Origin of the sequence: Lysobacter sp. M2-1 (assembly GCF_022662495.1) — a bacterium.
In the GTDB taxonomy this organism is placed as follows: Bacteria; Pseudomonadota; Gammaproteobacteria; order Xanthomonadales; family Xanthomonadaceae; genus JAKPBU01.
Genome location: NZ_JAKPBU010000001.1, coordinates 1,215,258 through 1,227,964, shown reverse-complemented (window position 1 = coordinate 1,227,964; position 12,707 = coordinate 1,215,258). Strand labels below are relative to the sequence as shown.

Sequence of the window (12,707 nt, the reverse complement as noted above, 5' to 3'; positions counted from 1 at the left end):
CGCTGATGCCGTTCGACACCGTCGGCGACGTGATGATGGCGCTGGGGCTGACCCTGCCCCGGATCGCCGGCGCGTTCCTGATGCTGCCGTTGCTGACCGCCGAAACCGTGCCGGCGATGGTGCGCAACAGCTTCATGGTGAGCCTGGCAATCGTCGCGCTGCCGATCTCGATGGCCGGAATCCCGGTCGATGCGCTCAACGCGCTGCAATGGGTGCCGGTGGTGCTGAAGGAACTGTTCATCGGCATCTCGATCGGATTCTGTTTCGGCATCGTGTTCTGGGCGATCGGCGCGGTCGGCAATGTGCTCGATACCCAGGTCGGACTGGGCATGGCCGCGGTGTTCGACCCGATCCAGGGCCACCAGACCTCGGTGCACGGCGATTTCCTCTCGCGCGCCGCGATGTGGCTGTTCATGGCCAGCGGCGCGTTCCTGGTGTTCCTGGACCTGCTGCTGTCGAGCTACTCGCTGTGGCCGGTGACCCAGTGGTGGCCGACCCTGCATGCGCAGGGCATGGCGCTGTTCGTCGGCCATTTCAGCTACATGATGACCGCGGTCCTGGTCATGGCCGCGCCGGCGATGGTGCTGCTGCTGATCGTCGACCTGTCGTTCGGACTGGTGAATCGCTATGCGCCGCAGCTCAACGTGTTCGCGCTGACCCTGCCGATCAAGGCCTGGATCGCGACCGGCGTGATCCTGCTGCTGCTCGGCGTTTACGCGGAGATCCTGCTCGATCGCCTCGACACCAATCGCGGCCTGCTGCAGCTCATGCAGAAAGCATTCTCCTGACGCCGCGGCGCGATCAGCCGTCGATGCGCTCGCGGCGTACGCTCTCGGCCCAGTACAGCACCTCGGCCACGGCGTCGAAGAACTCGCTGTCGACGTAGTCGTCTAACCCGACCTTCTCGTTGAGGCCGCGCGCCAGCGGGATGTTCTGCAGGATCGGCACGCCGGCTTCCTCGGCGGCGCGCTTGATCTGCTCGGCCAGGTCGCCCTCGCCCTTGGCCACCACCACCGGCAGGTCGGTGACGCCGAGTTCGTACTGCAGCGCCACCGCGATGTGGGTGGGGTTGGTCACCACCACGCTCGAGCCGCGCACCGCGCTGAGCATGTTCTGCTGGGCCCATTCCTGGTGCAGCTGGCGGCGGCGCGACTTGATGTAGGGATCGCCTTCGTTCTCCTTCACTTCCTGCCGGATGTCGCGCCGGCTCATGCGCAGCTGCTTGGTGTAGGAGAACTTCTGGTACCACACGTCCAGCGCCGACACGAAGAAGAACACCACGATGGTCCACAGGGTGATGCGGGTGAGCGCGTGCCAGATCGCGCTGCCCATCTGCGCAGGCGCGCCATAGGGCAGCAGCAGCAGGTCGGGCATCATCTTCAACAGCACGTACCAGCCGATCCCGATCAGGGCGACGCTCTTGAGGATCGACTTGACCAGTTCGACCAGGTTGTCGAGCGAGAACATCTTCTTGATGCCTTCGACCGGATTGAGCTTGTCCAGGTCGGGGGTGAGCTTCTTCATGGTCGCGATCGGACCGACCTGGAGGAATTCCACGATCAGGCCCAGGAACACGGCCAGGCCCAGCAGTGGAAGGCTGAGCCAGAGCAGGGTCTGGAAGGCGATCGCGGAGGTCTCCAGCAGCGCCTGCCGGAACGGCAGCTGCATCGCCTTGAGGCTCTGGTCGAACAGCTCCTGGAGGCGGGAGTACATGAAGCCCATCAGCAGCCAGCCACCGACCAACCAGCCGAGCGTGAGCACGGTCGCGGTCAGTTCGCGACTCTTGCTGACGTTGCCTTCCTTGCGCGCATCGCGGATGCGTTTGGGGGTAGGTCTTTCGGTCTTGTCCGCGCCCTGGTCCTTCGACGCCATGACCTGGTGCCTCTTGCTCCGTTCCCGCCCGAGGCTAGCATGCGACCGCGCGAGGCTGGCGTCGCCCTTACCTGCGTGAATGGCCCGCATGAATGGGCACGCCGACCTAGGGTTGGCCCGAGGTGGTGGACCCATGCGCGCGGCGCTAGAGTCGGCGTCGTCTCCCTCCAGCCTGTCTGGCACTCACGCCGTCCGCGCATGTCCGTCGATACCCGCCTCAACCCGAATCTCGCCAACCTCGACGCGCTCGCCGCGCTCGACCGGCAGGGGCTGGAAGGCCGCCAGACCCAGCTCGAGGGTGGCGTACAGGCGCCTGCCGTCGCGGACGTCGGGCTCGAGGAAGCGCTGCGGTCGCCTGCGGTCGACGACGGCGAACTGGCACTCAACGCGCCCGCCTGGGACGAGCCCGGCCCGCGGCTGCTCGCCACCGGCGATTTCCAGCTGGCCGGCAGCGACCGCGGCCAGGATCTCGACGCCGGCGTCGACAGCATGGTCGCGCCGCTGGCCTGAGCCGTCGGTCCCCTGCCACCCGCCAGCGGCAACATTCCCGTACGCCGCCCCGCGTGAGCTAGCCTGTCGTCCGCCCCTTTCTTGCCGCATCGGCCCGGCGATGCCATGACCAATGCCGCCCCCAGTCCCGAAGCCCTGCGCACCGCCGCCGCGCGGCTGGTCGCCACCCTGGCCGCGCACGACGACGACGAATATCGGCTGACCGTGCTCCGGCGGCTGGCGCGGCGCCTGGGCGAAGAGCGCTATCCGCTGTTCCTGCGTCTGTTGACGGTGGTCGCCGAAAGCGACGACGACGCGGCCAAGGCCCTGGTCGCGGGCACTTTCGGTGCCGCATTGCGGCGGATGGACATGCCCGGCGGGGCCTTGAGTTCCTGGGGGGCCACCCGCCTGCCCGAGACCGGCACCCTGGACTTCAACACCCTCTCCGGCCAGTTCTTCGGCGCCACTCCGCGCCGGCTGCTGGGACCGGTCGAGTACCTGACCGTCTGGCACCTGCAGCGCACCCAGCGGATCGTGCTGGGCGCGGACAGCTACCGCGACACGCTGACCAGGCTGATCGAGCTGTTCAACCACAGCGACGAGGCCCGGCTCCTGTACCCGCAGAAGCTGGCCGCTGACGCGGTCAACGAGCTCGAAGGCGCCTATACCCGGGTCACGCGCGATAGCCTGGCGGCGATCGCCGCGGCGTGGCGGGCCGGGAAGTCGCCCGAACAGGTCGCCCAGGCCGCCGCCGTAGCGGCCGCGCCGGACCATCCGTCGGGCTGGCTGGTGCGCGACCTCTGATCCGGGCGGCTCGCCGCCGCGGTCGCCACGAACCGGCGTCTGCGCGCGGAGAACAGCGGTCCCGCCCTTGCCGGGCCCGCGCGCTGCGCACAAGATGCAGCCGACCTCAGGGGAGGACAGGCATGCGATGGTTCTGGCTGCTGTGGCTGGCGGTCGCGGTGCTGTGCGGCTGTCGGCGGGAATCGGGCGCCGGGCCCGCGCCGGCTGCCGGCGCGCGCGAGCCGGCCCAGGCCGTGCTGTTGCTGACCCGGCACCTGCACGACAACGATCTGGCTGCATTTGCCCGGGACGCGGTGCCGCCTGCGCTGCACCGGCAGCTCGAGGCAGCCTGGCGCCGGGGTCAGACCCGCTGGCCGCTGGACGAGCTGCCCTTCGACGAGCGCCTGCCGCGACTGCTGGGCGCGCTGGCCGAGCCGAAGGCGGAGGCCCGGCTGCAGCGGGTCTTCGACCGCCAGTTCGCCGGCGAAACCACTGCGCTCAAGGCAGCCGCCACCACTTTGGGTCTGTTCGGCGCCCAGTACGTGCGCCAGGGCAGCGATTTCAGCGCCGGCGAACGCGCGCATTACCTGCAATTCGTGCAGGCGCTCAGCCGATGGGGCGCCTCCGCGCCGCTGGCGGATCCGGTCCGCGCCCGGGCTGCGATTCCGCTACTCGCCGCTGCCGCGCGCGCGACCGGCCTGCGCTCGGAAGCTGATTTCGCCCGCACGGGCATGGAGGGCAGCCTGCGCCGGCTGTCCGGGTTCCTGCGCACGCTCAAGCAGGTCCTGGCCGGCTACGGACTGGCGCTTAACGACAGCCTGGCCGCGCTGCAGGCGGAGGTGGTCGAAAGCCGCGGCACCCAGGCAAAGGTGCGGATGCGCTACACCCTGGGCGGCAGCCCGGTGGAAGCGGTGGTCGAGGTCGAGCGCATCGGCGATCGCTGGTACCTCAGCGACTACCTGCGGCACGCGCGCCAGGCGGTGGCGGCGCGTTGAAGCCATGCGGCGCGCCGGTTGCGCGCGCGCAGCGAAGCACAAGCGCCTCGCTGCCATTGCACGACCGCGAGAACCACGCGGAGCTAATTGCTCTTCGATGAGCGGCCCCGCGCGTTGCAGCGGCCGCCGAGGGTTCTCAGGCGGCGCGGCATAATGCCGCCGATGCCCAACCGCCCCCAGCTCCCCGACCAGCCCGGCCTGTTCGGCTCCGCCCCCTCGGGGCCGTCGGCCGAAGAACCGCGCTTCGCGCCGCCGCCGGACATGACCCTGGGCGATGCGATGACCCCGCCGGATGAACGCGAACCGGCGGAGGCTGTGCCGGTGCCGCCGCAGGTGGCCGCCTTGCGCGGGCGCCGGCCGTGGTGGGCCCGGCTGCTGGGTGGCCTGATCTCTCCCTGGCTCACGCTGAAGATCGAACCGCCCGCGCCGAGCGAATACGTCAACCACCGTCCGGTCTGCTATGTACTGGAGGATTACGGGCTGTCCAACGCCCTGATCCTGGACCGCGCCTGCCGCGAGGCCGGCCTGCCCTCGCCGCTGCGGCCGCTGCCCGGCGATCCGCTGGCGCGCAAGCGCGCCTATGTCGCCCTGTCGCGGCGCAACCAGACCATCGCCCAGCTGATGGCGCGCACCCTGACCGGGGAACCGGCAGGCGGCAACAAATCGCATTCGGAGTCGCTCGCGCGGCTGCTGGAAGCGCACCGCGCCGATCCGGCCCTGGATGTGCAACTGGTGCCGGTATCGATCTTCGTCGGCCGCGCGCCGGACAAGAGTTCGGGCTGGTTCTCGGTGCTGTTCTCGGAAAACTGGGCGATCGTCGGGCGCTTCCGCCGGCTGCTGGCGATCCTGCTCAACGGGCGCGACACCCTGGTCCGGTTCGCCCCGCCGGTGGGGCTGCGCGACATCATCGACGAAGGCCTGGATCCCGAGCGCACCGTACGCAAGCTATCGCGCGTGCTGCGCACCCACTTCCACCGCATCCGCGAGGCGGTGATCGGGCCGGACCTGTCCACCCGGCGGCTGCTGATCGACAAGGTGCTCGCGTCGCAGTCGGTCAAGGACGCCATCGCCGACCAGGCGCGCCGCGACAACTCCAAGCCCGAAGCCGCCTGGCGCAAGGCGCATGCGATGGCCTACGAGATCGCCGCCGACTATTCGCATCCGGTGGTGCGCTCGGCCAGCTTCCTGCTGACCAGCGTTTGGAACCGCATCTACCGCGGCGTGCTGGTGCACCACCTGGACGAGCTCAAGGCGATCGCGCCGGGCAATGAAATCGTCTACGTGCCCAGCCACCGCAGCCACATGGATTACCTGCTGCTGAGCTATCTGCTTTACACCAAGGGCATCGTGCCGCCGCATATCGTGGCCGGGATCAATCTCGACCTGCCGGTGCTCGGCAGCTTCCTGCGCCGCGGCGGCGCCTTCTACATCCGCCGCTCGATCCGCGGCAGCGCGCTGTACTCCACCGTGCTGGCCGAATACGTCGCCCAGCTGGTCGCCGGCGGCTATTCGCTGGAATATTTCATCGAAGGCGGGCGCTCGCGCACTGGCCGCCTGCTGCAGCCCAAGGGCGGCATGCTGGCGATGACCGTGCGTGCATTCCTGCGCCAGCCCACGCGACCGGTGCTGTTCCAGCCGGTGTACATCGGCTACGAAAAGCTGATGGAAGGCGACAGCTACTCCGACGAGCTCACCGGCAAACCCAAGCAGAAGGAATCGATCTGGCAGCTGCTCGCCGGCATACCCCGGGTACTGCGCCGGAACTACGGCCAAGTGGTGGTGAATTTCGGCGAAGCCATCCCGCTGGGCGAGGTGCTGGCCGAGCTGGCACCCAAATGGGACGGCCAGCCGGTCGCCGACGACGACCGCCCGCAGTGGCTGTCCAACACCATCGACGCGCTGGCGCAGAAGATCCAGGTCAACGTCAACCGGGCCGCGGACGTCAATCCGATCAATCTGCTCGCCCTGGCCCTGCTGTCCACGCCCAAGCATGCGATGGGCGAGGCCGACCTGCTCGCGCAAATCGCGCTGTCCAAGACCCTGCTCCAGGAAGTGCCCTATTCCGGACGCGTCACCGTCACCCCGCACACGCCGGAGCAGATCGTTGCCCATGGTGAGGAAATCGCGGTGCTGCAGCGCACCCCGCATCCGCTCGGCGACGTACTCAGCGTCGACGACGACAACGCAGTGCTACTGAGCTATTTCCGCAACAACGTGCTGCACCTGTTCACGGCGTCGGCCTGGATCGCCTGCTGCTTCCTGCACAACCGGCGGATGTCGCGCCACACCCTGCAGCGCCTGGGCCGCAATCTCTATCCGTTCCTGCACGCCGAGCTGTTCCTGCCCTGGGACGAGGATGGTTTCGCCGATCGGATCGAACGCACGATCCAGGTGTTCGTGCGCGAAGGCCTGCTGGAAGAAGTCAGCCATGACGATGGCGGCATCCTCGGCCGCAACGCCGGACAGAGCGACGAGGTCTTCCGTCTGCGCGGGCTGGGCCATCCGTTGCAGCAGGCGTTCGAGCGCTATTACATCGCCATTTCGGTGCTGGCCAAGAATGGCCCCGGCACGCTCGGCGCCGGCGAGCTGGAAAGCCTGTGCCAGCTGGCCGCGCAGCGTCTGAGCCTGCTCTACGCCGAGGCCGCGCCGGAGTTCTTCGACAAGGCGCTGTTCCGCGGCTTCATCCAGAAGCTGCGCGAACTGCGGCTGGTATGGCCCAACGAGGACAGCAAGCTGGTGTTCGACCAGCGCCTGGATACGCTGGCCAAGGATGCCAAGGTGATCCTGGGCCGCGAGCTCCGGCACACGATCGAAAAAGTGAGCCCCGAACTGGCGCGCCGCGAGCCCGAACCCGGCGCGCTACCCGAATAAGCCGGCCACCGCGCCGCCGCGGTCGCGCAAGGGCGCGCTGCGCTAACCTCGAGCGCGTACGCGCCCGCCGATGCCCAAGGAAGAGCACGTGTCCGCCATTCAAACGATCGCCGCCGATTCCACGCGACCCGCGCCGGAACCGGTCTGGCTCGAGATTCCGAAGCTCGCGGCGATGTTGCTGTGGCGGCACTGGCCGGCACTGCTGTTCTGGTTCTTCGCCCAGCGTGTGGCCTACGGCCTGCTGATGGACCTCGCGATCCGTCTGGCCGAGCGCAGCGCGCTGCTGTCGTACGCGGCGATCGCATTGCTGATCGTGACCCAGCTGGTCGCCACCATCGGCATGTTCCTGGCGCTGCGGCCATCGTTGTCGCTGCCCGCGCCGAGCGCCGCTTCCGTACGCCCGATCGAACCCTGGCTGACGGCGCTGGCGGTGGCGCTGCTGCCGTTCTTCGCCTACTACGCGGGCTGGGGGCTGCTGGATGGCATCAAGCGCGACTTCCGGATCTCGTATTCGCTGAGCGTGTCGTTCGAGAACCGCGAGAATCTGAACGACATCCTGAGCCTGAAAGGATTGTGGTTGGCCCTGCTGGTGGCATGGGCGGTGAGGGAAATCGCCAAACGCCGGATGGCGGCCACCGGACATGGCGCGTGGTCCGTCGTCACCACCTTGTGCGAGGCCTACTGGGTCTTCGTCGGGGTCGCCGCGATCAGCAGCGCGATGGCCTGGGTCCTCGACTGGTGGCACGCGCGTGCGGTGTACGTGGCGGTGGCGGCGTGGTGGCAGAACCCGTTCGTCGGGCTGGTCTCGCTGGAGCCGCTCAAGCGCGCGGTGGATCCAGTCTGGGATCTGATTTCAACCGCAGCAGGTGCGGTGGCCATGCCGCTGGTCTGGCTGGCGATCACCGCGCTGATCTACGGCCTGGATTTGCGCCGCCGGCAGCGGCTGGATCGCGCCGACGCCCGTCTGCGTTATGCCGTGCATCGCTACCGGCGGCTGTCGTTCGCCTGGCACCTGCTCGCCGACAAGATGAGCGCCGGATGGAGCAGCAAGGGCGTGCCGCTGGTCAACAGCCTGCGGCTGGTGCTGCGCGCCGGGCTGCCGGCGCTGCTGACCCTGTGCCTGTGCTGGCAGTTGCTCGCGTTCGTCGATGCCGTGGCCTGGTTCGGGGTAGTGAAGCTGGTGGGCGCGCACAGCAAACCGGAACAGGAGGTGCTCTACCAGCCGTTCGCGTTGCTGTTCAGCACGCCGCTGGCGCTGCGTGCGGGCCTGTTCACGGAACTGTTGCGGGTGGTGCTGCTGGCAGCGACCTTCAGTTGCGCGATGTCGCGCCTTGCGGCAACGGGCGCGACGCGCCGAGCTTGAAGCGCACGTAGCTGCCCGGAGGCGTGGTCCGGTAAGGGTCGACGACGATCTCGCCGTACAGACCCTGCGCAGCCAGTTGGCGTGGGACCAGGAACATGTGGAAGAACCGGAACGGACGGGTCGGCCGCGCCTTGACCGGCAGGACATCGGCGCCGGCACGCGAGCCGCAGCCGGTTTCCAGTCCAAGCGCCCTGGCGACCCGGCTCTTGGTTTTCCAGGCGATCGAGCCGTCGCCGGGGAACGCGACGTCCACGCCCCAGGGCGGGCCGCCCCAGACCCGGCCACGGGCGTCGCTCAGGCGTCCCCGGCACCGGTCGAGCGTCCCGGCATCCACGCCCTTGCCGGGAATGACCTCGTACACCAGCAGCAGCAACGAGGCGTCGGCATGCACATAGCCGCCGGCGACCTTGCCGACCGCGTCGTCCCGCAGGACCTCCACCAGGCGCCAGCGCGAGCCATGGTAGTTGGTCCAGCCTTGCGCGCGAGCCTCGACCGGATGGCTGTAGCCGCGACGTCCCCACTCGTGCTGGGCGCTGCGGTAGGGCAGCACGAAGGCAAGCATGCCCATGACCACCGCGCCCGCCAGCCACCAGCGGTTGCGTCGCGCCCAGCCGGCGACGGGAGCGCCGGGGCCCTGGATCGGCGGCGCGTTCATCGCAGGTCGATCACCGGCTGGGCTTCCGCCTGCAGCTTGCGTGCCGCGGCGGCATCCAGCCCCAGGTCGATGTCGACCAGATGGTCCATGCCTTCCGGATAGCCACCGACTGCGCCCCAGTGGAACTGCAGGCGCGCGCCTTCCAGGCGGTCGGGGGGTACATCGAAGAAATAGGCGCCACTCGCCGGCAGTGCCGTGGCCAGCTGCTTCTGGCTCAGGTTGAATTCGTCGATGTCCGGGCGGTCCGGCCCACTGGCGACATAGAGCAGTCCGTCGCGCGTGCGCAGCTGCGCGTTGATGGTGCCCGGGGCGGACAGGGCCTCGACTTCCATCAGCGCCGACATCCAGATCCCGTCCGGCTTCAGGATGCGCGGGGCGGTCTCGAACAACCCCGGCGCCACCTGGTAGCCGCGTGCAAGCTTGACCCGTTTCACGGTGACCGCGAAATTGCGCGCCACCACCCTGACCCCGACATGGCCCTGCACCGGGATCGGCGCGATCTTCTGCTCGTAGCCTGGCTCGGCCTTGCGCAGCAGGACGATCGCCGCCAGCACCGCGACCGTCGCGATCACCAGGGACCAGCGCACCGGCAGGCGGCGTCCCTGCCCGGTTCCGCTCGCGTTGGCGGCGCTAGTGTTCATGCCTGCCCCGCCGCGGTGCACGACCCGCGGGCCTGCAGCACCAGTTTCGCGGCCGGCCCGTCCTGCACCCACATCGCCTCGCCAGACAGATAGGTCCGCGGCTCGAATCTGCGCCTGTACACGCCCCAGGTGACCGGTTGCCTGGGCGCCGCCGCTCCGGGCAGCTCCCACACCAGGTCGACGGTGCCCGGCAGGCGCGGTTGCAGCTGCACGAAGTAGCTGTGGTCGTCGGCGCGCTGGCTCGAACCGGCCCGCTGTTCGCCCGTGCGTCCATCCGGCAGCCAGACCACATCCTGGCCGAGGTAGCGCGACCCATCGCGTTCGGTGAGGTTTTCCGCACGTACCCGCAGCACCAGGTAACGCTTGTCCGCATCCGGGCTCTGTCTGCCTGGCTTTTGCGCCGTGGTCCAGGCGCATAGCGGCGTGATCAGCAGCGCGCCGCTCCCGGCCTGCTGGCCGGCACCGAACACGGGCCAGTCCTTGTGCGACTCCGCCTTGCGGAAGCCGCCCAGTGCCGCCGTCGCCAGCAGCGCAAGCATCGCGACGACGATCAATGCACGCACCCAGGGGTGGCGCAGGGTCCCGGCGATATCCTTATCGGGCGACGACATGCGGCGGAGCATACACAGCCCGCGCTCGGGTCTGCCAATCAAGCATCCAGGTCGGGGATGAGCGCACTCTCCAGCCGCGCGATCGCATCCTTCAGCTGCAGCTTGCGCTTCTTCAGCCGCTTCACCGCCAGGTCATCGGCCTCGATGCCGGCCTGCAGCCGCGCGATCGCCACATCCAGGTCGCGGTGTTCGAGCTTGAGCTCGACCAGGCGTTGGCTGATGCGTGACTGCTCGGCGGGGTCGCTGTGCATCTGGCGACTTTAACGCGGCCAGGCGCCCTGCGCCGCATCCGGCGCGGCCGTTAAACTAGTCGGCCAATGCACGCCGTCCTGCCCCTCGCCGAACCCGCACCGCTTGCCCAGCGCGACAAGCGCGAAGCCGACAAGCTCGCCAAGCGCCTGCGCCACCAGGTCGGCCGCGCGATCGCCGATTTCGGCATGATCGAGGACGGCGACAAGGTCATGGTCTGCCTGTCCGGCGGCAAGGACAGCTACACGATGCTCGACATCCTGCTGCAGCTGCAGCGCAAGGCGCCGGTCGCGTTCTCGATCACCGCGGTGAACCTGGACCAGAAGCAGCCGGAGTTTCCCGAACACGTGCTGCCGCAGTACCTCGAATCGATCGGCGTGGATTACCGGATCCTCGAACAGGACACCTATTCGGTGGTGACCCGGGTCGTGCCCGAGGGCAAGACCCTGTGTTCGCTGTGTTCGCGGCTGCGGCGCGGCGCGCTGTACGCGTACGCGGAAGCGGAAGGCTTCACCAAGATCGCACTGGGCCACCATCGCGACGATCTGGTCAACACCTTCTTCCTCAACCTGTTCTTCCACGCCAAGCTCAGCGGCATGCCGCCCAAGCTGCTCTCGGACGACGGCAAGCATGTCGTGATCCGGCCGCTGGCCTACGTGCGCGAAAGCGATATCGAGGCGTATGCGCAGGCCAGGCGCTTCCCGATCATCCCGTGCAACCTGTGCGGCTCGCAGGAGAACCTGCAGCGCAAGCAGGTCAAGCGCATGCTCGAGCAATGGGAGCGCGACACGCCCGGACGGATCGAGAACATGGCGCGCGCGCTGGGCGACATCCGCCCCTCGCAGCTGAGCGATCCGAAGCTGTTCGACTTCCGCATCCTGGGCAGGCGCGGCGATACCCCGCCGCCGGATGCACACGCCTGGCTGGCCGGCGCGCCGCAGGACAGCACGGAAGACTGAACCTCCAGCATGTCCCCAGCTCTCTTCCTTCCTGCGCAAGCAGGAACTCCTAGGCACTGCGCCCGTTTCGGGCTGCACCGCTCAACCACGCCTGGCTTGCTGCCCGCGCTGCACGCAGCGTCGTCCTGATCGCCGCAACCGATCCGAATATCGCAACCACACCCACAATCACGGATTCCCCCGGAGCTCCATGTTCTTTCGCAACCTCACCCTGTTCCGTTTTCCCGGCTCGCTGGACTTCGCCGACCTCGACACCCGGCTGGCCGAGCACGTGCTCAAGCCGGTAGGCGGTCTGGAGCTGTTCTCGCGCGGGTTCGTCTCGCCATTCGGACGCGACGCCGAAGCCCTCTCGCATCGGATCGGCGACGCCATCTGGCTCACCGTCGGCGGCGAGGACAAGCTGCTGCCGGCGGCGGTGGTCAACGACCTGCTGCAGAAGAAGCTGGCCGAGCTCGAGGAGAAGGAGGGCCGCAGGCTCGGCAGCCGCGCGCGCAAGCGGCTCAAGGAGGACCTGGTGCACGAGCTGCTGCCGCGCGCTTTCGTGCGCCCCACCCGGACCGACGCCATGCTCGACCTCGAACACGGCCTATGCATCGTGGACGCGTCCTCGCGCAAGGCCGCCGAAGCCGTGGTCAGCGAGATCCGCAACGCGCTGGGCAGCTTTCCGGCGCTGCCGCTAAATGCGGAGGTCGCGCCGCGCGCGGTGCTGACCGGCTGGATCGCCGGCGATCCGCTGCCGGGCGGGTTGTCGCTGGGCGACGAATGCGAATTGCGCGATGCGGCCGACGGCGGCGCGGTGGTCAAGTGCCAGCGCCAGGAACTGCAGGGCGACGAGATCGCCAAGCACCTGGAGTCGGGCAAGCAGGTCGCGCGCCTTGCCCTGACCCTGGACGACCACCTCTCGTTCGTGCTCGGCGAGGACCTGGTCGTGCGCAAGCTGAAGTTTCTCGACGGTGCGGTCGATCAGCTCGAATCGGGCGAACGCGAGGACGTGCGTGCCGAACTCGATGCGCGCTTCGCCCTGATGTCGGCTGAACTCAAGCGCCTGTTCGAGGTACTCGAACCCGCGCTCAGGCTCAGCAAGGCCGAATGATACCGGTCGGGCCGCCGTGCCCGATGTGCGCGGTGCCATTCGATTTCATTGCAACCTCGTCCGCGCGGCGATCGGCGACGCCCATCCGCAGCTAATGCTGGTCGCGCTGAAGCGGCGCTCCTACAC

13 protein-coding genes are annotated in these 12,707 nt (G+C 68.5%); 8 read left to right on the top strand and 5 right to left on the bottom strand.

Annotated features, from left to right (window positions below):
• Nucleotides 1-5: 5 nt before the first annotated feature.
• The gene (gene sctT, locus MC375_RS05360; RefSeq protein ID WP_242102265.1) at nucleotides 6-788 is read left to right on the top strand and encodes a type III secretion system export apparatus subunit SctT; all 783 of its coding nucleotides are present in this window, start codon (nucleotides 6-8) and stop codon (nucleotides 786-788) included.
• Between the two features lie 13 nt (nucleotides 789-801).
• On the opposite strand, the gene sctU is transcribed toward sctT, so the two are convergent.
• Nucleotides 802-1,872, bottom strand: a complete 1,071-nt coding sequence (gene sctU / locus MC375_RS05355; protein WP_242102264.1) for a type III secretion system export apparatus subunit SctU — start codon at nucleotides 1,870-1,872, stop codon at nucleotides 802-804.
• Between the two features lie 198 nt (nucleotides 1,873-2,070).
• Between sctU and MC375_RS05350 the strand changes: the two genes are divergently transcribed.
• The 5 genes from MC375_RS05350 to MC375_RS05330 all read left to right on the top strand — a co-directional run bounded on the left by MC375_RS05350 (nucleotide 2,071) and on the right by MC375_RS05330 (nucleotide 8,373).
• Nucleotides 2,071-2,382, top strand: a complete 312-nt coding sequence (locus tag MC375_RS05350; RefSeq protein WP_242102263.1) for a hypothetical protein — start codon at nucleotides 2,071-2,073, stop codon at nucleotides 2,380-2,382.
• Nucleotides 2,383-2,487: 105 nt separating this feature from the next.
• Nucleotides 2,488-3,165, top strand: coding sequence for a hypothetical protein (locus tag MC375_RS05345; RefSeq protein WP_242102262.1), 678 nt, complete (start codon nucleotides 2,488-2,490; stop codon nucleotides 3,163-3,165).
• A 122-nt stretch (nucleotides 3,166-3,287) separates the two neighbouring features.
• On the top strand, nucleotides 3,288-4,139 hold the full coding sequence (locus MC375_RS05340) for a hypothetical protein (RefSeq protein WP_242102261.1): 852 nt from the start codon (nucleotides 3,288-3,290) through the stop codon (nucleotides 4,137-4,139).
• Between the two features lie 153 nt (nucleotides 4,140-4,292).
• Complete coding sequence (plsB, locus tag MC375_RS05335) at nucleotides 4,293-7,010, top strand: glycerol-3-phosphate 1-O-acyltransferase PlsB (RefSeq protein ID WP_242102260.1); 2,718 nt, start codon at nucleotides 4,293-4,295, stop codon at nucleotides 7,008-7,010.
• Nucleotides 7,011-7,098: 88 nt separating this feature from the next.
• Nucleotides 7,099-8,373 carry a hypothetical protein gene (locus MC375_RS05330; protein ID WP_242102259.1) on the top strand — a complete coding sequence of 425 codons (1,275 nt, stop codon included), beginning with the start codon at nucleotides 7,099-7,101 and terminating at the stop codon, nucleotides 8,371-8,373.
• Here MC375_RS05330 and MC375_RS05325 read toward each other — a convergent pair.
• The 4 genes from MC375_RS05325 to MC375_RS05310 are packed head-to-tail and all read right to left on the bottom strand — an operon-like array spanning nucleotide 8,321 to nucleotide 10,531.
• Nucleotides 8,321-9,028, bottom strand: a complete 708-nt coding sequence (locus tag MC375_RS05325) for a hypothetical protein (RefSeq protein ID WP_242102258.1) — start codon at nucleotides 9,026-9,028, stop codon at nucleotides 8,321-8,323. The genes MC375_RS05330 and MC375_RS05325 overlap by 53 nt on opposite strands.
• Nucleotides 9,025-9,669: a hypothetical protein gene (locus MC375_RS05320; protein WP_242102257.1), complete on the bottom strand. Its 645-nt coding sequence runs from the start codon at nucleotides 9,667-9,669 to the stop codon at nucleotides 9,025-9,027. The genes MC375_RS05325 and MC375_RS05320 overlap by 4 nt, the downstream gene beginning before the upstream one ends.
• Nucleotides 9,666-10,280, bottom strand: coding sequence for a hypothetical protein (locus MC375_RS05315; protein ID WP_242102256.1), 615 nt, complete (start codon nucleotides 10,278-10,280; stop codon nucleotides 9,666-9,668). The genes MC375_RS05320 and MC375_RS05315 overlap by 4 nt, the downstream gene beginning before the upstream one ends.
• Nucleotides 10,281-10,318: 38 nt before the next feature.
• Nucleotides 10,319-10,531, bottom strand: a complete 213-nt coding sequence (locus MC375_RS05310; RefSeq protein ID WP_242102255.1) for a YdcH family protein — start codon at nucleotides 10,529-10,531, stop codon at nucleotides 10,319-10,321.
• A gap of 66 nt (nucleotides 10,532-10,597) precedes the next feature.
• Here MC375_RS05310 and ttcA point away from each other — a divergent pair, with 66 nt between their 5' ends.
• Together ttcA and MC375_RS05300 are read left to right on the top strand one after the other, a co-directional pair.
• A complete protein-coding gene (gene ttcA, locus MC375_RS05305; protein WP_242102254.1) occupies nucleotides 10,598-11,488 on the top strand; it encodes a tRNA 2-thiocytidine(32) synthetase TtcA in 891 nt (296 codons plus the stop codon).
• A gap of 190 nt (nucleotides 11,489-11,678) precedes the next feature.
• Nucleotides 11,679-12,581, top strand: coding sequence for a recombination-associated protein RdgC (locus MC375_RS05300; protein ID WP_242102253.1), 903 nt, complete (start codon nucleotides 11,679-11,681; stop codon nucleotides 12,579-12,581).
• The last annotated feature ends 126 nt before the right edge of the window (nucleotides 12,582-12,707 follow it).